16 protein-coding genes and 1 pseudogene are annotated in these 20338 nt (G+C 65.7%); 12 read left to right on the top strand and 5 right to left on the bottom strand.

From position 1 onward, the window contains the following. Window positions 1-38 precede the first annotated feature (38 nt). The 5 genes from CRO39_RS08765 to arsJ are packed head-to-tail and all read left to right on the top strand — an operon-like array spanning window position 39 to window position 4230. On the top strand, window positions 39-368 hold the full coding sequence (locus CRO39_RS08765; RefSeq protein ID WP_097121512.1) for an ArsR/SmtB family transcription factor: 330 nt from the start codon (window positions 39-41) through the stop codon (window positions 366-368). Window positions 369-409: 41 nt separating this feature from the next. Then, entirely contained in the window at window positions 410-1435 is a 1026-nt protein-coding gene (arsB, locus tag CRO39_RS08770) for an ACR3 family arsenite efflux transporter (protein WP_202926287.1), read from the top strand. A gap of 32 nt (window positions 1436-1467) precedes the next feature. Beyond that, entirely contained in the window at window positions 1468-1959 is a 492-nt protein-coding gene (locus CRO39_RS08775; protein WP_097121514.1) for an arsenate reductase ArsC, read from the top strand. Between the two features lie 45 nt (window positions 1960-2004). Beyond that, complete coding sequence (locus CRO39_RS08780; protein WP_097121515.1) at window positions 2005-3012, top strand: ArsJ-associated glyceraldehyde-3-phosphate dehydrogenase; 1008 nt, start codon at window positions 2005-2007, stop codon at window positions 3010-3012. Between the two features lie 3 nt (window positions 3013-3015). Then, a complete protein-coding gene (gene arsJ, locus CRO39_RS08785) occupies window positions 3016-4230 on the top strand; it encodes an organoarsenical effux MFS transporter ArsJ (protein WP_097121516.1) in 1215 nt (404 codons plus the stop codon). 6 nt (window positions 4231-4236) lie between these two features. On the opposite strand, the gene CRO39_RS08790 is transcribed toward arsJ, so the two are convergent. After that, a complete protein-coding gene (locus CRO39_RS08790) occupies window positions 4237-5508 on the bottom strand; it encodes a sensor histidine kinase (protein ID WP_097121517.1) in 1272 nt (423 codons plus the stop codon). After that, window positions 5508-6215 carry a response regulator transcription factor gene (locus tag CRO39_RS08795; protein ID WP_097121518.1) on the bottom strand — a complete coding sequence of 236 codons (708 nt, stop codon included), beginning with the start codon at window positions 6213-6215 and terminating at the stop codon, window positions 5508-5510. Before CRO39_RS08795 ends, CRO39_RS08790 begins: the two co-directional genes overlap by 1 nt. Before the next feature lie 241 nt (window positions 6216-6456). On the opposite strand from CRO39_RS08795, the gene CRO39_RS08800 reads away from it, so the two are divergent. The 5 genes and pseudogenes from CRO39_RS08800 (at window position 6457) to CRO39_RS08820 (ending at window position 11944) form a co-directional block, all read left to right on the top strand. Continuing rightward, window positions 6457-8118, top strand: coding sequence for an ArnT family glycosyltransferase (locus CRO39_RS08800; protein ID WP_097121640.1), 1662 nt, complete (start codon window positions 6457-6459; stop codon window positions 8116-8118). 244 nt (window positions 8119-8362) lie between these two features. Then, complete coding sequence (locus CRO39_RS08805; RefSeq protein ID WP_162125741.1) at window positions 8363-9073, top strand: phosphatase PAP2 family protein; 711 nt, start codon at window positions 8363-8365, stop codon at window positions 9071-9073. Continuing rightward, the gene (locus tag CRO39_RS08810; protein WP_097121520.1) at window positions 9070-10770 is read left to right on the top strand and encodes a phosphoethanolamine transferase; all 1701 of its coding nucleotides are present in this window, start codon (window positions 9070-9072) and stop codon (window positions 10768-10770) included. The genes CRO39_RS08805 and CRO39_RS08810 overlap by 4 nt, the downstream gene beginning before the upstream one ends. Beyond that, window positions 10767-11477, top strand: a pseudogene (locus CRO39_RS08815) (glycosyltransferase family 2 protein); the annotation flags it as partial. The gene CRO39_RS08810 and the pseudogene CRO39_RS08815, both read left to right, overlap by 4 nt. Before the next feature lie 101 nt (window positions 11478-11578). Next, on the top strand, window positions 11579-11944 hold the full coding sequence (locus CRO39_RS08820) for a lipid-A-disaccharide synthase N-terminal domain-containing protein (RefSeq protein WP_097121522.1): 366 nt from the start codon (window positions 11579-11581) through the stop codon (window positions 11942-11944). A 57-nt stretch (window positions 11945-12001) separates the two neighbouring features. Here CRO39_RS08820 and CRO39_RS08825 read toward each other — a convergent pair whose 3' ends face one another. Beyond that, a complete protein-coding gene (locus CRO39_RS08825) occupies window positions 12002-14074 on the bottom strand; it encodes a phytase (RefSeq protein WP_097121523.1) in 2073 nt (690 codons plus the stop codon). A 247-nt stretch (window positions 14075-14321) separates the two neighbouring features. On the opposite strand from CRO39_RS08825, the gene CRO39_RS08830 reads away from it, so the two are divergent. After that, the gene (locus tag CRO39_RS08830) at window positions 14322-16856 is read left to right on the top strand and encodes a TonB-dependent receptor (protein ID WP_162125740.1); all 2535 of its coding nucleotides are present in this window, start codon (window positions 14322-14324) and stop codon (window positions 16854-16856) included. A 414-nt stretch (window positions 16857-17270) separates the two neighbouring features. Here CRO39_RS08830 and iolG (CRO39_RS08835) read toward each other — a convergent pair whose 3' ends face one another. Both iolG (CRO39_RS08835) and iolG (CRO39_RS08840) read right to left on the bottom strand, forming a co-directional pair. Next, window positions 17271-18248 (bottom strand): inositol 2-dehydrogenase, encoded by a 978-nt coding sequence (iolG, locus tag CRO39_RS08835; RefSeq protein ID WP_097121525.1) that lies wholly within the window; start codon window positions 18246-18248, stop codon window positions 17271-17273. A gap of 64 nt (window positions 18249-18312) precedes the next feature. Then, on the bottom strand, window positions 18313-19302 hold the full coding sequence (iolG, locus tag CRO39_RS08840; RefSeq protein ID WP_202926285.1) for an inositol 2-dehydrogenase: 990 nt from the start codon (window positions 19300-19302) through the stop codon (window positions 18313-18315). Window positions 19303-19446: 144 nt separating this feature from the next. On the opposite strand from iolG (CRO39_RS08840), the gene CRO39_RS08845 reads away from it, so the two are divergent. Then, on the top strand, window positions 19447-20316 hold the full coding sequence (locus CRO39_RS08845; RefSeq protein WP_097121527.1) for a MurR/RpiR family transcriptional regulator: 870 nt from the start codon (window positions 19447-19449) through the stop codon (window positions 20314-20316). Window positions 20317-20338 lie beyond the last annotated feature (22 nt).

A 20338-nucleotide genomic window follows, 5' to 3' on the forward strand; every position in this document is an offset into this window, starting at 1 on the left:
GGATTGTTAGCCTTGGATAGTTCCACTATTCTAGAAACATGGAAATATCAAATGCAACCGTTGCCCTGGCCGCGCTCGGCCAGGCCACCCGGCTGGCGGTGTTCCGCCTGCTGGTGGAAGCCGGCCCTGACGGGCTTATGGCCGGCGAGATCGCCGAGGCGCTGGCATTGCCTGGCGCTACCTTGTCGTTCCATCTGAAGGAACTGTCGGCCGCCGGTCTGGTGCAGGGCGAACCGCGCGGGCGGCATGTCTGCTACCGCGCCGATTTCGAGGCGATGAACGGGCTGATCGAATTCCTGACCCGCAACTGCTGCGGCGGCGACAAGACGCAATGCACGCCGCGCGGCCGCCGCAAGGGAGCCGCGTGAACGCCACGGCACCGCCGGCCGCTGCACCGCTGTCGCGGCGGATCGGCGGGTTCGAGCGCCATCTGAGCTGGTGGGTGCTGGCCTGCATCATCGCCGGCACTGCGTTGGGCTATGGATTGCCGGGAGTGTTCGCCGCCTTGGGCGGTGCCGAGATTGCCCAGGTCAACCTGCCGGTGGCCGGGCTGATCTGGCTGATGATCATTCCGATGCTGCTGAAGATCGACTTCGGTGCGATGGCGCAGGTGCGCCGGCACTGGCGCGGCATCGGCGTGACCGTGTTCATCAACTGGGCAGTCAAGCCGTTCTCGATGGCGCTGCTGGCCTGGCTGTTCCTGCGCCATGTCTTCGCGCCGTACCTGCCGGCCGCGCAGATCGATTCCTATGTGGCCGGCCTGATCCTGCTGGCCGCAGCGCCGTGCACGGCAATGGTGTTCGTCTGGAGCCATCTGTGCGACGGCGATCCGGAGTTCACCCTGACCCAGGTGGCGTTGAACGATGCGATCATGGTGTTCGCGTTCGCGCCGATCGTCGCGCTGCTGCTGGGCATTTCCTCGATAACGGTGCCGTGGCCGACGCTGCTGCTGTCGGTCGGGTTGTACATCGTGGTACCGGTGCTGATGGCGGCCGCGCTGCGGCGCTGGCTGCTGGCGCGCGGCGGCCAGCCGGCGTTGCAGGCGGTACTGGCGAAGCTGGGACCGCTGTCGATGGCGGCGCTGCTGCTGACGCTGGTGCTGCTGTTCGGCTTCCAGGGAAGGCAGATCGTCGCCCAGCCGCTGATTATCGCGATGCTGGCGGTGCCTATCCTGATCCAGGTCTATTTCAACTCCGGCCTGTCCTACCTGATCAACCGCAAGCTGGGCGTGGCCCATTGCGTGGCCGGGCCATCGGCGCTGATCGGCGCCAGCAACTTCTTCGAACTGGCCGTGGCCACGGCGGTGGGCGTGTTTGGCGTGCACTCCGGTGCGGCGCTGGCCACGGTGGTCGGCGTGCTGGTGGAAGTGCCGGTGATGCTGTCGGTGGTGCGCATCGTCAATCGCAGCAAGGGCTGGTACGAGGCGCGCGGCTAGTTTTTTTCCTTCTCTCTTTTTTGGGAATCGCCATGAAAGGTCACTACAACGTGTTGTTCCTGTGCACCGGCAATTCGGCGCGCAGCATCATGGCCGAGGTGCTGGCCAATCAACTGGGCCATGGCCGCTTCACCGCCTACAGCGCCGGCAGCAGTCCGCGCGGACAGGTCAATCCGATGGCGTTGCAGGTATTGCAGGACGCCGGTTTTTCCACCGAAGGCCTGCGCAGCAAGCCCTGGGACGAGTTCGCCCAGCCCGGCGCGCCGGAGATGGACCTGGTCATTACCGTCTGCGACCGCGCCGCCGGCGAATCCTGCCCGGTCTGGCCCGGCCACCCGGTCACTGCGCATTGGGGCGTGCCGGATCCGGCCGCGGCAACCGGCAGCGCCGAGGAAATCCACAAGGCCTTCACCCAGACCCTGATGGTGCTGCAACAGCGCATCCACCTGCTGGCGGCGCTGAAGATCGAAGCGCTGGACCGGCTGGTGCTGGAGAGCAAGGTCCGCGAGATCGGCCGCGGCTGATAGCGGTCTTCATATCATCAACTTCTTCCACCCACCTGAGAATCCATGAGCATTCGTATCGGTATCAACGGCTTCGGCCGGATGGGGCGGCTGACCCTGCGCGCGGCCTGGGGCAGTCCCGACTTCTCCTTCGTCCACATCAACGACCCGGCCGGCGACCCGGCGACGTTGGCGCATCTGATGCTGTTCGATTCGGTGCATGGGCGCTGGGACCGTGACGTGCGCGCCGAGGACGACGCACTGATCATCGACGGCGTGCGTATCCCGGTCACCCGCAACCAGGACATCACCGCCACCGACTGGTCCGCTTGCGATGTGGCGATCGAGGCTTCGGGAAAGTTCCGCAAGCCCGATGTGCTGCAGCCGTATCTGGACCAGGGCGTGAAGCGGGTGGTGGTGACCGCGCCGATCAAGGCGGCCGGCACGCTGGATGTCGTCATGGGCGTCAACCATCACCGCTTCGATCCGGCGCAGCACCGCATCGTTTCGGCGGCGTCGTGCACGACCAACTGCTTCGCGCCGGTGGTCAAGGTGATTCACGAAGGCATCGGCATCCGCCACGGCAGCCTGACCACCATCCACAGCCTGACCAACACCCAGGTCATCGTCGATGCGCCGCACAAGGACCTGCGCCGCGCGCGCGCCTGCGGCAGCAGCCTGATTCCGACCTCGACCGGATCGGCCACCGCCATCGCCGAAATCTTCCCCGAACTGCGCGGGCGGCTGGACGGCCACGCGGTGCGGGTGCCGCTGACCAATGCCTCGCTGACCGACTGCGTGTTCGAGGTCGAGCGCGCCACCACCGCGGAAGAGGTCAACGCGCTTCTCAAGACCGCCGCCGAAGGCGAGCTGGCCGGTGTTCTGGGTTATGAGGAACGTCCGCTGGTGTCTATCGACTACCAAACCGATCCGCGTTCGAGCATCGTCGATGCGCTTTCCACGCGCGTCATCAACGGCACCCAGGTCAAGATCTACGCGTGGTACGACAACGAATGGGGCTATGTAAACCGTACCGCCGGACTGGTGCGGCTGGTCGGCCAGGCGGATCGCTGAGATATGCTGCAGCGGCTTTCGCCACCGGTGCGTCAGTACCTGCTGATCACCGGCAACTACTGGGCATTCACATTGACCGACGGCGCGCTGCGCATGCTGGTGGTGCTGCATTTCCACCAGTTGGGCTACAGCCCGCTGCAAGTGGCACTGCTGTTCCTGTTCTACGAAATCTTCGGCGTCGTCACCAATCTGGTTGGCGGCTGGCTGGGCGCGCGCATCGGCCTGAACCGCACGATGAACATCGGCCTGGGGCTGCAGGTCGTTGCGCTGGCGATGCTGCTGGTGCCGGCGGCGTGGTTGACCGTGATCTGGGTGATGGCGGCGCAGGCGCTGTCGGGCATCGCCAAGGATCTGAACAAGATGAGCGCCAAGAGCAGCATCAAGCTGCTGGTGCCGGCCGGCCAGCAGGGCGCGCTGTTCCGCTGGGTGGCGCTGCTGACCGGATCGAAGAACGCGTTGAAGGGCGTGGGTTTCTTCCTGGGCGGTCTGCTGCTGACGTTGCTCGGGTTCGCCAATGCGGTGCTGTGCATGGCGGTGGCGCTGGCGCTGGTGTGGTTGCTGAGCCTGTTGCTGCTCAAGCGCGATCTGGGCAAGGCCAAGGCCAAGCCGAAGTTCCGCGACATATTTTCCAAGAGCCGCGCCATCAATCTGCTGTCGGCGGCGCGGTTGTTCCTGTTCGGCGCGCGCGATGTCTGGTTCGTGGTCGCGTTGCCGGTGTTCCTTTCCGAGGTGCTGGGCTGGGACTTCTGGCAGGTGGGCGGTTTCCTGGCCGCATGGGTGATCGGTTACGGCATCGTGCAGTCGCTGGCGCCGTACTTCACCGGCAAGCGTCGCGGCCATGTGCCGGATGGGCGCAGCGCTTTGTTCTGGGCGCTGCCGCTGGCCGGCGTGCCGGCGCTGATGGCCGCGTTGTTGTACCACGGCCAATCCGCACAGGCGGTCGTCATCGTCGGACTGGCGATTTTCGGCGTTCTGTTTGCGATCAACTCATCGCTGCACAGCTTTCTGATCGTCAGCTACGCGGCTGAAGACGGCGTATCGCTGGACGTGGGTTTCTACTACATGGCCAACGCGCTGGGCCGGCTGCTGGGCACGGTGCTGTCCGGCTGGATCTACCAGGTGGCGGGGCTGCAAGCATGCCTGGCGGTTTCGGCGCTGTTGGTGGCGCTGGCCGCGGCGGTATCGGTGGCGCTGCCGCGGCATGCGGATGCCGCCTGACCGCAATCAGGTAGCAAACTTCAGCGTGCTGATGGTGCCGCTGCCCGGAGCGGATCGTATATGCAGTTGCCAGCCCAGGTGTTCGCATAGCCGGCCAAGCAGCTCCATGCCGATGCCGCCGCCTTCGCGCCCGCGTCCGCCGCCGCGGGCGATCTGCGCGTAGATGCGGCTGATTTCGTCCGGCGTCATGCCGTGGCCGGGATCGGTGATGGTCACGGTGGCGTCGGCGGACAGGCTGATGCGGATTTCGCCCTGGTCGCTGTTTTCGATGGCGTTGCGCAGCAGGTTGCCGATGGCGGCCTGGACGATGGCCAGTGGCGCCGCGACCACGCAAGGGGGCAGGGCATCGGCGACCAGGGTCAGCTGCTTGCCTTTGGTCAGGTAGCGGTGGTCTTCGATGATTTCGGGCAGCAGTTCGTCCAGCGCCACGTCATCGGCATTGCGCGACAGCCGGGCGGGATCGCGGGCAAGCACCAGCAGCAACGAAATCAGCTGTTCCACGTCGCGGGCGGTGCGGTGGACACGCTGGATCTGGCCGCGCGTGCTGGCAGTCAGATCCGGCTGCTCCAATGCCAGTTCGGCGGCGCCTGCAATCACCGCGATGGGGGTCCGCAGCTCGTGGCTGGCGCTGTCGATGAAGATGCGTTCGCGTTCGACAAAGCGGTCGTGGCGCGCCAGGTAGTCGTTGAGTGCGCCGGCGATCACGGTGAGTTCGGAACCGGCTTTTTCTTCGATGGCGATGCGTTGCTGGCCGCGATCGGGCTTCAGTCTTGCGATATCCGTGGCCATGGCCGAGAGCGGCTTCAACGCCCGGCCCAATCCCCACGCAGCCACCGCGCCCATCGCGATGACCAGCAGCAGCGTGGATGCAAGGATGAACGCGGACAGTCGCCGTTCCTCCTGTTCCATTTCGGTGATGTCCAGGCTGAGGACGTATCGTTTGTCGCCGACCTGGCGAACCAGGACCACCTGCTCGCGTCCCTGCACCACGATTTCATCGACCAGCCCAGGCGGCAGCGCGGCCAGCTCGGCCGGGATGGCCGGCTCCTCGCCGGGACCGTACAGCTTCAGGTTGTCGGTATCGTTCCAGCGATAGGAGGGATCCTCTGCGCTGCGCTCCAGCACATGGTCCATTTCGCTGCGCAGCAGCGATTTCCATACCAGGCGTTCGGCGTATTCGTTGACCAGTAGGCCATGCAGGAATACCGCCCCCGACAACAGCAAGGCATAGCCGCCAAGCCAGTACAGGATTCGGGTGCGCAGGCTAGGGCGTTTCATCACTGGGCCGCGACGGCATCGGTTTTCTCGGCGTGGCTGACGCCCAGGCGGTAGCCCACGCGCGGTATGGTCTGGATCAGCTTGACGTCGAAAGGACCGTCGACGCTGCGCCTGAGTTCGTAGATATGCGAGCGCAGCATGTCGCCGTCTGGCGGGTTGTCGCCCCACAGCGCGCGTTCCAGCTGTTCGCGGGTCACCGCCGCCGGGCTGGCCTGCATCAGCGTTTCCAGCAGCTTGCGGCAGGCCGGATACAGGTGCAGCGGCTGCCCGCCGCGGCTGGCTTCCAGCGTGTTCAGATCCAGCCGCAGATCCAGTACCTCCAGCGTTTTCTTGCGGCTGCGGCCATGCGCCCGCGCCAGCAGCGCTTCCAGCCGGACTTCCAGCTCGGGCAGGGCGAAAGGCTTGGTCAGGTAGTCGTCGGCGCCGGCACGGAAACCGGCAATCTTGTCGGGCAGTTCGTCGCGCGCGGTCAGCATGATCACCGGGATGCCGGAGTCGTGCTCTTCGCGCAGTTTGCGCAACACTTCCGGGCCGTCCATCCGCGGCAGCATCCAGTCCAGCACGATGGCATCGTACTGGTGGCTGGTGGCCAGGTGCAGGCCGGTCGCGCCATCGGGAGCGGCGTCGAGGATGTGCCCCCTGGATTCGAAATAGTCGAACAGGTTGGCGACCAGACTTCGGTTGTCTTCGATGACCAGCAGCCGCATGCGTGTGTCCGGGTAGGTGCTGCCGCCGTGGCATGTCGCAGCTTGCCGGCAAGTGTGGCAGGCCTTTCGTCAAAAAGCTGTCGGAGGCCGGGCGTCCCGAGCCCCGCCTCCCGAGCCCACCCCGACAATTCTCCAACGCCAGCCACAGCAATATGTCTGCCTCTCCACGTTGCGGTGCGCCGGCTTGTCGCAGCTTCCATTCCGTACTCCGGGCCGGCAGAGGGCCGGATTCCTGTTGCTGATGCTGCTGGCCGCGCTGGCGCTGCTGGCCGGGCTGGGCATGCGCGAACCGGTGCCGCCGGATGAGCCACGCTTCGTGCTGGCGGCGCGGCAGATGGTCGAATCCGGACAATGGCTGTTCCCGCACCGCGGCAGCGAACTCTATGCCGAGAAGCCGCCGATGTTCATGTGGCTGCAGGCGCTTGCGTACCAGGCAGTCGGCGATTGGAAGGCGGCGTTCCTGCTGCCGTCGCTGCTGGCTGCGTTGCTGACGCTGTGGCTGACCCACGATCTGGCCCGGCGGCTGTGGGGGCGGCGGGCCGCGCGCCATGCGGCGCTGGCGTTGTTCGTCTGTCTGCAGTTCGGCCTGCAGGCCAAGCGCGGCCAGATCGACGTGGTGCTGGTGGCGATGACCACCGCCTCGCTGTGGGCGCTGTTGCGCTATCTGCTGGAGAAGCCGGATTGGCGTCTGCTGGCCACCGGGGCGTTCATGGCCGGGCTGGGTACGGTGACCAAGGGGGTGGGGTTTTTGCCGTTGCTGGTGCTGGTGCCGGCGCTGGCGTTGCGGTTCGCATATCGTGCCGGTCCGCCGCCCACGGTGCGCTCGGGCTGGCATGCGCTGGCGGCATTGGCCGGGTTTGCGGCCGGGGCCGGCGTATGGCTGGCACCGATGCTGTGGGCGGTGCAGGCCAGCCAGGATCCGGCGCTGCAAGCCTACGCCGGCGAAATGCTGTGGAAACAGACAGGCACCCGCTATGCCAACGCCTGGCATCACGTAAAGCCGGCCTGGTACTACCTGCAGGTCATCGCGACGTTATGGCTGCCCGGCGCGCTGTTGTTGCCCTGGCTGCTGCCGGCGTGGTGGCGGCGCCTGCGCCGCGGCGACAGCCGGATCATCCTGCTGCTGGGCTGGAGTGCGCTGGTGCTGCTGTTCTTCAGCGCCAGCCCGGGCAAGCGCGAGGTCTATATCTTCCCGATGCTGCCGGCCCTGTGCGTCGCCGCTGCGCCGCTGCTGCCGGGTTTGCTGCGGCGGTCGGCGGTCCGGTGGGCGCTGGCGACGTACCTGGCCGTGCTGGCGGCGGTTGCCGTGCTGGTCGCTGCGCTGTTGCTGCTGGATGGTTCCGGCGCCCTGCAACGGCAGGCGTTGCAGCGGGGCATGGATGCGGCTTCGATGCGGCATTTTTCCGTGTGGCTGCTGGGTTTCGGTGCGCTGGCGTTGGCGTTGCTGGGCTGGGCCCGCTTGCGCCGCGTTGGCATTGCCGTCGTGCTGGCCACGGCTGCGCTGTGGGCCAGTTATGGACTGGGCCTGGCGCCGGCCATCAATGCCGACAGTTCCGGCCAGGCGCTGATGCGGCGGGTGGGGCAGCGGATCGGCCCGGATGCGCAACTGGGCCTGTTGGGCTGGCGCGAGCAACTGCTGTTGCAGGCGGACCGGCCGGCGCTGGATTTCGGTTTCAAGCGCGGCTGGCAGCAGCAATGGCAACAGGCCGGTCCATGGCTGCAGGCCGAGCCGCAGCGGCGTTGGCTGCTGGTGCTTGAGCAGGCCATGGCGCCGTGCGTGGAGCAGCGGCTGGCGATAGCGATGGGCACTTCCAGCCGACGCCAGTGGTGGCTGGTACCGGGTACTGCGGTGAGCGGCGATTGCGCGGTCGGGCTTTCGCCTGGCGAGTCCGAAAACGACTGAATGCCGACAAACCGGCATGCCCGCGCGGGCATGCCATGGCGGGTTCTTAACGGCTTTCCGACAGCGCTCCGACCGCTCTACGACAGCGCCGGCACGACGATGCACGGGTCCCGGACACACAAACCGCTGCATGCAATCCGCCGAACCCAATCTCTCCCCGGCTGCATCCAACCTGCCATGCAACCCTGCACCGACTGCGCTTGCAACGCACGTCGGCCGCGTATCGGTGCCCGGCTGCCCGGCAATGGTTTCTCGGCCGGCTCATGGCTCCCTGCGCCTTCTGCTGCTGCCGATGCTGGGCTTTGCGCTGGCCTGGGTCGTGCTGGTACCGATGCGCGGCGATCAGTGGTGGGCCGACCGCTTGCTGGCATGGGAAGGAGGACAGTGGAAGCTCGGCCACTCGCTGCTGCTGGAGACGGTAATCCACCGCGGCGGCAAGCGCCTGAGCGTACTGACGTGGTTGGCCGCGGTGGGCATAACCGTGTGGATGTGGCAGCGCCCTGACCTGCGTCATTGGCGGCGCCCCGCGGTGGCGCTGCTGTTGTCGGTGCTGCTGTCCACGTTGACGGTATCGATGCTCAAGTCGATCACCCATATGGATTGTCCGTGGGATCTGCTGGGCTATGGCGGGCAGCGGCCGTTCATCGATCTGTTCGCCGCGCGTCCGGCGGAATTGCCGGCGGCCGCGTGCTTTCCGGCTGGCCATGCCAGCGCCGGGTACGCGTGGGTGGCGCTGTATTTTTTTGCCGGCGCGGTGCGCCCGCAGTGGCGCGGCGCCGGGCTGTGGACCGGTCTGGCGGCCGGCCTGGTGTTCGGCCTGGCCCAGCAACTGCGCGGGGCGCATTTCCTTTCGCACGATCTGGCCAGCCTGATGGTGTGCTGGCTGGTGGCGCTGGCCGTCTACCGGCTCGTGGCCGCTGATGGCCGGTCCGTTGCGCAGGGAGCGGCGGCATGAACGCGAAGGTGCTGCCGGCCCGTACGCCATGGTTCTGGCTGCAACGCTGGCCCGCCTGGATGCGGCTGCGCCCGGAAATCAGCAGCGAGGCGCTGATTCTTTCCTGCAGCATGTTCTTCACCCTGTTCTACAACGCCGCGTTCTGGCATGGCGCGGTGTCGCAGCCGCTGCAGCAATGGAAATGGGTGCTGTCGCTGGGTTTGATCGTCACTGCGGCGCATTCGCTGCTGCTCGGGTTGATGGTCTGGCGCTGGTCGGCCAAGCCGCTGCTGTCGGTGCTGCTGTTGCTGTCGGCGCTGGCCGGCCACTACATGAATGCCTATGGCGTGTACCTGGATGCGGACATGGTCCGCAACGTGCTGCATACCGACCTGAAGGAATCGCGCGAAATCCTGTCCTTCGACCTGCTGCCCCCCGTGCTGTGGGCGCTGGTGCCGGTGACGCTGCTGTGGCGCGTGCGGCTGCGCGCAAGGACGCTATCGCGCGCGTTGCTGGTCCGTACCGGATTTCTGGCTGTCGTGGTCCTGACCGGTCTGGCAGGCGTGTTGCTGTCGACCCAGGAACTGTCTTCGTTCCTGCGCAACCACCGCGAAGTGCGCTATCTGGTCACCCCGGCCAATGTGCTGGTATCGCTGACCAAGGTGATGACCGAGCAGCCGCCGGGAACCAGGACGGCGCTGCTGCCGGTGGGGTTGGACGCAACCGGCCGGACGCTGCCGGCCGGCACCAAGCCCCGGCTGCTGGTCATGGTGATCGGCGAAACCGCGCGCGCGCAGAACTGGGGTTTGAACGGTTATGCGCGGCAGACCACGCCGGAGCTGTCGCAGCTGCCGGTGGTCAACTTTCCGCAGGTTGCCGCCTGCGGCAGCAGCACCGAAGTTTCGTTGCCATGCATGTTCTCCTCGCTGGGCCGCGAGAACTACGACGAGAAGCGCATCCGCAGCCAGCAATCCTTGCTGCACGTGCTCGATCATGCCGGCGTGGCCACGCTGTGGCGCGACAACCAGTCCGGCTGCAAGGGCGTCTGCGACGGCCTGGCCTACGAGGCGATGGACGACAGCGGCGATCCGCAGCTCTGCAAAGGCGGCCGCTGCCTGGACGAGGTGCTGTTGCGCGGGTTGCCGTCGCGGCTGGTGGCGGCCAGCGGCGATACCGTGGTGGTGCTGCACCAACTGGGTAATCACGGCCCCAACTACTTCGAGCGCTATCCGCCGGCGTTCCGGCGCTTTGCGCCGGTCTGCGAAACCGCCGAGCTCGGCAAGTGCCAATCGCCGCAGATCGTCAACGCCTACGACAACGCGCTGCTGTACACCGATCACTTCCTGGCCCGCACCATCGCCGCGCTCAAAGAACAGCAATCCTTTGATGCCGCGCTGATCTACGTTTCCGACCATGGCGAATCGCTGGGCGAGAAAGGCCTTTATCTGCACGGTATGCCGTACAGCATCGCGCCGCGGGAGCAGACCAGGGTGCCGATGACGATGTGGTTCTCGCCGGGTTTCCAGCGCCAGACCGGGCTGGACACCCGCTGCCTGCGGCAACACGCCGATGCCGAGGTCAGCCACGATTACCTGTTCCATTCGGTGCTGGGCGCGATGGACGTAGCCACGGCGCTGTACCGGCCCGAACGGGATCTGTTCGCACCGTGCCGCGGGCCTGGCGCGAAGTTGTCCATGACGGCAGGAGCGGCGCCATGAAGACGCTGTCGGTGGTGATTCCAGTGTTCAACGAGAGCGGCAACATAGGCCCGCTGCTGGAAGAGGTGAGCGCACAGTTGCGCGGGAAAATCGCCTTCGAGGCGATCTGCGTCGATGACTGCTCGCAGGACGACACCGTGGCCGCTTTGTGCGCGCTGCAAGCGGCCATGCCGGAGCTGCGGATACTGCGGCACCGGACCCGCAGCGGCCAGAGCGCGGCCATCCGCAACGGCGTCAAGGCGGCCTGCGCGCCGTGGATAGCGACGCTGGACGGCGACGGCCAGAACGATCCGGCCGATATCCCGCGGCTGCTGGCCGCACGCGATTCGGCGGGCGAAGGCGTCCGGCTGCTGGCCGGCTGGCGCGTGCAGCGGCAGGACTCGGGCAGCAAGCGCTGGGCCTCGCGCTGGGCCAACCGCATCCGCAGCCGATTGCTGCACGACGACACCCCCGACACCGGCTGCGGCATCAAGCTGTTCCAGCGCGAGGCCTTCCTGGACCTTCCCTATTTCGATCACATGCACCGCTACCTGCCGGCGCTGATGCAGCGTGCCGGCTGGAAGACGCTCAGCGTGCCGGTCCATCACCGGCCCCGGCGCGCCGGGCAGTCCAAGTACAACAACCTGCAGCGTGCGCTGGTCGGCATCCGCGACCTGTTCGGCGTGATTTGGCTGATACGCCGCAGTAGCGTCACCCGGGTCGACGAGATAAGGCGGCATGCGGCCATTGCCGGGGCCGATGCCGCGTTGCCGGCGCCGGTGAGCGGCGCAGACCGGTCCGATATCGCTATCGAAATGGAGGCAGGCCCATGTCGCCGATGAATCAGGAAATCCTGTGGCTGGGCTGGACCGGCCTGCATCTGACCCCGTGGAAACTGATCGGCCTGACCGGTGCCTCGATGTTCGCCGGCCGCTGGCTGGTCCAGTTCCTGGCCTCGCGCAAGGCCAGGCGGCCGGTGATTCCGCGATTGTTCTGGTACATGAGCCTGGCCGGCAGCGCGATGGCGCTGAGCTACTTCCTGTTCTCGTCCAAGCAGGACGCGGTCGGCGTGCTGCAGAACCTGTTTCCGGCGTTCACCGCCGCCTACAGCCTGTATCTGGATATCCGCAACGGCGATGGCCAGCGCCAGCGCATCCGGCGGGGTTCTGTGTCTCCGCTTCGTTCCTCCCGCTGAAAAAAGGATGCCCCTGCGGTGAGGGGCATCCGATGCAACACACGATGCCTGCGAGGCTCAATCGCCGCGCATCTCCAGATTCAGCGCACGGGCAATGGCTTCCCACGGCACGTACTTGTAGTTCTGGTTCTCCACCGGCATCACGTTGCGCCCGTCCTGCGCAATCATGGCGCCGTGCTCGAAACCAGGCCCGAGGTTGCGGCTGGTGACGTCAAGGCCGTCGGTCTCGGAGATGCCGTCGATGCCGCGCACCGGGTCGGCGACCACCGAGAAGGAACCCAGGTATTCCTGCTTGCCTTCGCGCCGGTACACCGCGTAGCTGTCGTTGCCCTGGCTGGAGACCACAAGGTAGCCGCGGCCATCGCCCAGGTCGTAGAGGCCCATGCCTTCCAGATCGTCCTTGATGGCGGTATTGGCGTCGACGCGGTCGACCGTCTCCTTCAGATCGCCGCCGCCGGGTTCGGCGGACAGCCGCCACAGCGCGACATCTTCCTCGCCCACATACAGCGCCGCGGTCTCGTCGTCGGCCACGCAACCTTCGGTCTGCGAGTCGAATGTCATGTCGCGTACCAGTTCCGCGCGCACGCGGCCGTTGCCGGCATCGACCAGTTCCCATTGCCGCTTGCGGGTGTCGTCGCCGTTGATGAAGACGTAGGTGCGCCCGCCGTCCTTGTGGCGGTACATGCAAAGGCCATAAGGGTCGCCAAGGCCTGTGGGCTGCGGGCCGTCGGCCACGTTCACCAGCAGACGCTTGCCGATGTCCAGGCGGTAGATGGCGATGGTTTGGTCGGTACGGTTACTGGCGGTCACCAGGGTGACTTTTTCGCCGCCGAGCATGAAGTCATCGCGCAGGTCGACGTTGTTCATCTTGCCATCGGCGAGGAACTGCACGACCTTGCCCTGCATGTCGTAGACGTAAAGCCCGGCCTTCTTGTCGGTGGCGATCACCAGGCTCTTGGCGGGATCGGAAGGATGGGCCCAAATCGCCGGATCGTCCGCGGCATCGCCATAGCTTCCGACCGGCGTGGTTTCCACCAGCGCCGTCACCGCGGCGGGCCGGTCGGCCGCCGCGCCGGAAGCGGCCGGGCCGGGTCCGGCCGCCAGCTTCAACTGCTTTGCGATGTCGGCGAACGACAGCATCTTGTAGTTGGCGCCGTCTTCATCCGTCACCAGCAGCAATCCGGAAGGGAAGGCTCCGCCTAGCGCCGCGCCGGCGGCGAACAAGGGCCCCGGTTCGCCGATGGCCTGCTTTTGTGCGGGGGCGGCGACCCGGAAAGCACCGATGAAGGCGTCTTCGCGGTTGCGGTCGTAGACGTTCACGCGGCCGGCCGACACGTCCGAGGCGAGCAGCCAGCGCGCTCCATCGGTGCCGTCGTACAGCGCCAGGCCGCCGACTTCCTCATCGATGTGACCAAGCCGCGGCGCATCGACCAGCGTGGCGGCGACATCGGCTTCCGGATCGGCGCTGAAGCGCCAGATGCCCACGGTTTCCTCCGACGCATAGACGTTGCCGAGCGCGTCGGCGACGCATTGCTTCAACGGCGAGGGCAGGTTGATGCGGCGTACCTGGCGGGCATCCAGCTTTCCGTCCGCGGTGGCATAGATGATCTGCTGATCGATCTCGCCGCCGTCGCCCACCACGAAGGCATACAGCGCGCTGTCCAGCGGGTTGCGGAACAGGCAGACGCCTTCGGCGGCGAATCCTAGCGGCAACGGCCGCGCACCGGCTTCCATCAGCGAAGCGTCATCGACCGTGAACAGGCGCAGGTGATTATGAGTGGTGTCGATGGCCGCGACGACGTCGACCTGGCCACCGGCCAGCGCGATGCCATAGCTGATATCCAATGCCGCCACTTCGCCGGCCGGGACCGAACCGATCCGCTTGCCGGCCAGGTCGTACAACTCCAATCCACCCAGCGCCGCGGTGGCGACGATGCGGCTGCGTGCGGCGTCGGAAGGGTGGCGCACGACGACCGCCGCATTGGCCTCGCCGGTGGCGGTGGCGTCGGTCTGGGCTACGGCTGCGATCAGCGGCGCGTCGTCTGGATCGCCATTGCCGGCATTCGATGCGCAACCGGCAGTTGCGAGCGCTGCCGATACCAGCAGATTGAATAAGAGCCAGGATTTCATTTTTCCTCCCTAATGCATTGGCGGTTGCACCTGCCGTATGGCGACGCTTCGGTCCGCGGCGCCAAGATCACACAGCGAAACCCGCTTTGCAAGAGAAATTCCAAATGTGTTGCAATTTGGAATGTTTGTTCGTAATCTCCCGATCGAGCCACCCACGGCAGGCAGGACTGCCTGCCCGGCGGCCTACGTCCTCGGGAGGGACTAGACAATGCGGAAGATCCACAGAAATGCGCTGACGGCAGTCATTTTGAGCAACCTTGCGATCGTTCCTGGCTATGCGTTGGCCCAGGACGCCACCGTTCCGCCGGTCGAGAGCGGCGATATCACCCAGTTGGAAACCGTGGAAGTGACTGGACGCCGCGCCGCCGAACGTGCGGCGGTGGACGACAAGCGCTACGCGGACGGTCAGGTGGACGCGATCCGATCCGACGATGTCGGCCGGCTACCTGACCAGAACGTGGCCGAAGCCGTCCGCCGCCTGCCCGGCGTCACCAGCGTCAACGACCAGGGCGAAGGCCGCTACCTGACCGTGCGCGGCATTTCCCCGGAACTGTTGAACGTGACCTTGAACGGGCAGACTGCCGCGGCGCCGGAGCCCGATGGCCGTCAGGTCAAGCTGGACGATATTCCTTCCTCGCTGATCGGCGCGGTGACGGTATCTAAGACGCTGACCCCCGACATGGACGCCAATGCCATCGCCGGCCAGGTCAACATCGAGACACTGAGCGCCTTCGATCGCAAACGGACTTTCGGCACGGCACGGGCCGCCTACGGCTACAACGACATCAACAGCGAGCATCCGTTCGAATACGACGGTTCGTTCGGTACCCTGTTCGGCACCGACAAGCAGTTCGGCATGGTACTGGCGATCAATCACTCGGACCGCAAGCTCGGCACCCAGAACGTGCAGAATACCGGCGACTGGATCGAGGTCGACGGGCAGATGGTTCCCGAAGGCATCGATCTGCGCCAGTACAACACCCATCGGCAGCGCAGCGGTGCGGTGGCCAACTTCGAATGGCGTCCGAACGACCACACCAAGGCGTTCCTGCGGCTGCTGTACTCGAAATACGAGGATTCGGAAACCCGCGATCGCTTCGGCATCGAGTTCGACGAGGACGGCATCTCGCCGGAGTCGGCCACCGCCGGCACCTTCACCGACGGTGAAGCGTTCCGCGCCCTGCGCACCCGTGCCGAGAACACCAGCACGTTCACCGCTTCCACCGGAGCCGAGTTCCGTTTCGACGACAGCAAGCTGACCCTGGAAGCGACCTACTCGCGAGCCGACAAGCGCGATCCTCACCGCGATGAGTGGGGTTTCGTGCAGGAGGACATTTCCGGCAGCTACCTGCTGGGCGGTGATCTATACACGGTGACGCCGGACGGGGAGGCGGCGTACGACGCCTCCCTGTACGAACCGGACTTCTACGAGCCCGAATCGCGCAAGGCGGTGGAGGACCTGTTCCAGCTGCGTGCCGACTATCTGCTGCCGCTGGAGATTGGCGATGGCTCGGACCTGCAGTTCGGCATGAAATATACGCACCGCAAGAAGACCAACGATGCCAACGGAGAGGTGTGGGAATACGACGATGGCGACCTGGTGCTGGCCGATGTAAGCGGTTCGCCGCTGCGCAGCATATTCGGCGGACGCTATCGCTTCGGACCCACCATCGACGGCGGTGCCGCGAACGCCTACTTCAACGCCAACACCGGAGAGTTCGAGGAAGATGAGGACGGCACGCTAAGCACTTCTCTGGCCGCCGATTATTTGATCAAGGAGAAAATCACCGCCGCTTACGTGATGGGAAGACTCCGCTTCGGCGATCTGACCATCATCCCAGGCGTGCGCGTGGAGCGGACCGAGGGCGACTACGCGGCCAACAGCTTCGAACTTGGCGAGGCTTCGCTGGACCAGGATTTCAATACCTTCGGCAAGCGCAGTTATACCGACTGGTTCCCGGGAGTGAATTTCCGCTACGACGTCGGCGAAAACCTGGTCTTCCGCGCCGCCGCCACGCGCGCCATCGGCCGACCCAACTACGAGTCGCTGGCGCCGTTCGTGGAGATCGAAGACGCGCAGGGCAGCGAACCGGAAGTCACGATGGGCAACCCGGCGCTGGAGCCGCTATATTCGACCAATCTGGACATGTCGGCCGAATACTATGTCGGCAACCGCGGCGTGCTGGCGGCGGCGGTCTTCTACAAGAAGATCAAGAACCCGATCTACGAAGTGACCCTCAGCGGCCAGGACGGCAACTTCGGCGGCGTGGACCTGATCAATGCGGAAGTGGGGACCTGGACCAATGCCGACGAGGCCACGGTCAAAGGCCTGGAGCTCAATGCGCAGTACGAGCTGAGTTTCCTGCCTTCGCCGTTCGACGGTTTCAACATAAGCGGCAACATCACCTTCGTCGATTCCGAGGCCAGCGGGCTGCCCAGCCGTACCGACGCGGTGCCCTTGATCAACCAGGCCGATCGGGTGGCTTCGGCGCAGCTGAGCTATGAGAAGTACGGTTTCTCGGCGCGGCTTGCCTATACCTACCGTTCCTCGGCACTGGACGAAGCCAACGAAGAGGATCCGGAGGGCGATATCTACCTAGACGATTTCAAGCAATGGGATCTTAAGTTCAGCTACGCCTTCAGCCCAAGATTCACCGTTTTCCTGGAGGGCTCTAACCTCAACGATGCGGCGATGCGCACCTATGTCGGACATCGCAATCGCCTGGGAGAGAAAGAGATCTACGGCTGGTCCGCACGGATGGGCGTGCAGCTCACGTTCTGAGAGCGAAGCGGTTCTGATTGCGCTGAGCCGAGACTGAAGGCGTCATCACTGGAGAAGCGGCGATCCTGGCAGATCGCCGCTTTTCCGGTTCTTTTCCCAAGCGAGGGAACGTCTGTGCGGAAGCCGGCGGCCATGGTGTTGCAGGACAGGCCGTACTTGCACGCTCGCTTTGGCGGCATTCGGGAAAACATCCGAAGTCGCGAGTTTCTGTAGGAGAAGCGCTGGCGTGCCGGCACCGGTAAGTCGCGATGAAGCTCTACCGGTAAAGCTTCATCGCGACTTACGTCGCTCCTACACGGGAAAGGTCTACTCCCCCGGACGCTCGCCAAAGGCGGCGACCGGCCGCTCCCGCCTGCGCGGGAGCGGTCGATAGCAGTGGCCTGTGAGAACCTGACTTGACAATGCCGCAGGGCCTCACAGCCTTACCGGTTGTCCGCTGAGCACCGATTCGGCCGCGGCTTCGGCCAATGCCAGTGCGGCTACGCCGTCGGCATAGCCGACCGAAGCCGCCGCGCCCTCCAGCATGTCGGCGAAATGATCCATCTCGCGCCGGTAGGCCTCCGCGTAGCGGTCCAGGAAGAAGTTCTGGAACCGGTCGGCGGTGGCGCCGGCTTCGCTCCAGACCTGCACGGTGCTTTCGGTGACGTTGTCGGCACGGACCATGCCGGCCGACGCATAGGCTTCGATGCGCTGGTCGTAGCCGAAGCCGGAGCGGCGGCTGTTGGCGATCACGCAGATTCGGCCCGATGCGGTCTTCAGCACGGTGCGCGCGGTATCGATGTCGCCCAATTTGCCGATTTCCGCATCCACCAGGCAACTGCCGACCGCATAGACCTGTTCCGGTTCCTCGCCCAGCAGCCAGCGCGCCATGTCGAAATCATGGATGGCCATGTCCTTGAACAGGCCGCCGGATATGGCGATGTAGGCGGGCGGCGGCGGGCCGGGGTCGTTGGAGGTGATCTGCAGGCTTTCCAGTACGCCGATGGCGCCGCTGTCCAGCCGCGCCTTCAGTGCCTGGAAATTGGGATCGAAGCGGCGGTTGAAGGCGAGCAGCAGCCTGGCGCCGGCGAGTTGGCCGGCGGCCGCGCGCGCGCGCGCCAGATCCTGGTCGATGGGCTTCTCGCAGAACACGGCCTTGCCAGCGGCGGCTGCGCGCAGGCTGTAGTCCAGGTGGGTGTCGGTGGAACTGGCGATGATGATCCCCGCGATGGTGTCATCGCCGAGCGCCTGCTCCAGGCTGAGCACGGGGACCTGCCATTCCTGCGCCAGCGTGCGCGCCGAGGCTTCGACCGCATCGACGACGCCGGCCAGTTCGATGCGCGGGTGCAGTGCGGCGTTCCTGGCGTGGATGCGGCCGATGCGGCCCGCGCCGATAAGGGCGACTTTATGCATATGTCTTCTCTCGTGGAATGGCGCTCGAACGATTCGGGCACCTTCATGTTGCCGTTGTTTCCGATCAGTGCAGCCCGATGGCGGTGCCGGCATCCAGCGAAGCCTGGCACGCCTCGGCCAGGACCAGTGCCGCGATGCCATCGTCATAGCCGATCAGCGGAGTGGCATGCCGGCCGACGACATCGGCGAAATGATCGATCTGAGCGCGATAGGCTTCGCCGTAGCGCTCAGCGAAGCCGGGGTGGATGGGAGCGGCGAAGGTGCCGCCTTCGGTCAGCGTCTGCACGGTATCCGGCCGCGCGTTGGCGGCGGTGAGCATGCCGGTCGAGCCGAAGGCTTCGATGCGTTGGTCGTAGCCGTAGCCGCTGCGCCGGGTGTTGGAAATGACGCACAGGCGGCCGGACGCGGTCTTGAGCACGGTACGCGCGGTGTCGACGTCGCCTTGGCGGCCGATGTCAGGATCCACCAGACAGCTGGCGGAAGTGAACACCTGCACCGGTTCCTCGCCCAGCAGCCAGCGCGCCAGGTCCAGGTCATGGATGGTGAAGTCCTTGAACAGGCCGCCGCTGGTCGGCACGAAACCCGCAGGTGGCGCGGCCGGATCGTGGTTGATCAGGTGCAGCGTTTCCAGCCGCCCGATCTCGCCCGCATCCAGGCGCCGTTTCAACGTCAGGAAGTGCGGGTCGAAGCGGCGATTGAAGCCCAGCAGGAAGGGGGCACCCGCCAGGCGCGGGCGCGCTTGCCGCGCCTTGCGCAGATCCAGGTCGATGGGCTTCTCGCAGAACACCGCCTTGCCTGCCGCCGCCGCGGCCAGCGTGTGCCCCAGATGCTGGTCGGTGGAACTGCAGATCAGCACGCCGGCGACCGCGGGATCGGCCAGCGCCTGTTCCAGTGGGGCGGTTTCGGCAGCCAGGCGGCAGGCCAATGCCTGCGCCGCATCCGGTCGCGGGTCGACCACGTATTTCAGCCGCAGCGCAGGGTGCCCGGCGGCGTTGGGGCCATGGATCTGGCCCATCCGTCCGGCACCGATCAGGGCCACGCAGATTCGTTCCACAATAGGCTCCGATGGCAGGGTAGGCTGCCAGATTGGAATTTATGTTCTTTTTTATATTGCAATAGAATTTCTAAAGCAATACCTTCCCATTCCATCGACCCGAACGCCGGCCCCGCCGGCCGGGCACAACCAAGGAGCGGCTGCATGGCCGAATCGAGTACTCCCCCCGCCTCCGCAGAGGAACTGCGGGCGGCGATCCTCCAGCGCTACGAATCGCTGAGCAAACGCCTGCAGCAGATCGCGCGCTACGTGCTGGACGAGCCCAACGCGGTGGCGCTGGAAACGCTGGCCGTGCTGTCCGAACGCACCGGCGTACAGCCTTCGGCGATCGTGCGGTTCGCCAAGTCGTTCGGTTTCGACGGTGCTACCCAGATGCAGCGCCTGTTCCGCGACGGTCTGCTCTCCGGCAATGCCTCGCTGGCCTACGGCGAGCGGGTGCGCGAATTCAGCGAAGCCGTCGACGGCAAGGCGGTGGGCGATCCGGGCCAGGTGCTGGCCGAGTTCGTCGAGGGCAATGTGCTGGCGCTGCAGAACCTGGGCAAGATCGTGGCCAGGGACGATCTGGCCCGCGCGGTGAAGCTGATCGCACGGGCCGATACGGTCTATGTGGCCGGCGTCCGCCGTTCGTTCCCGGTGGCGGCATACCTGGCGTACTCGCTGCAGCAGGTCGACAAGAAAACCGTGTTCATAGACAGCGTCGGCGGGATGTCGTTGCAGCAGGCGCACGCGATCACTGCCGATGACCTGCTGATCGCGGTCAGCTACCACCCCTATGCCGCGGAAACGGTGCAACTGGTCGACGCCGCGGTGGAACGGCGCTGCAAGGTGCTGTCGATCAGCGACAGCCTGGTCAGTCCGGTCGCCAAGCCGGCCACGCAGGTGCTGCAGGTACGCGAGGCCGAGATCCGCAAGTTCCGGTCGCTGTCCGCGTCGATGTGCCTGGCCCAGGTGCTGGTGATCGCCTACGCGTTCGCGGTGACCCCGGTGGCGGCCACGAAGCGCAGAAAAAAATGAAATGAATGTTGCTTTTATGAAG

The organism is Pseudoxanthomonas wuyuanensis (genome assembly GCF_900215535.1).
Taxonomy (GTDB): domain Bacteria; phylum Pseudomonadota; class Gammaproteobacteria; order Xanthomonadales; family Xanthomonadaceae; genus Pseudoxanthomonas_A; species Pseudoxanthomonas_A wuyuanensis.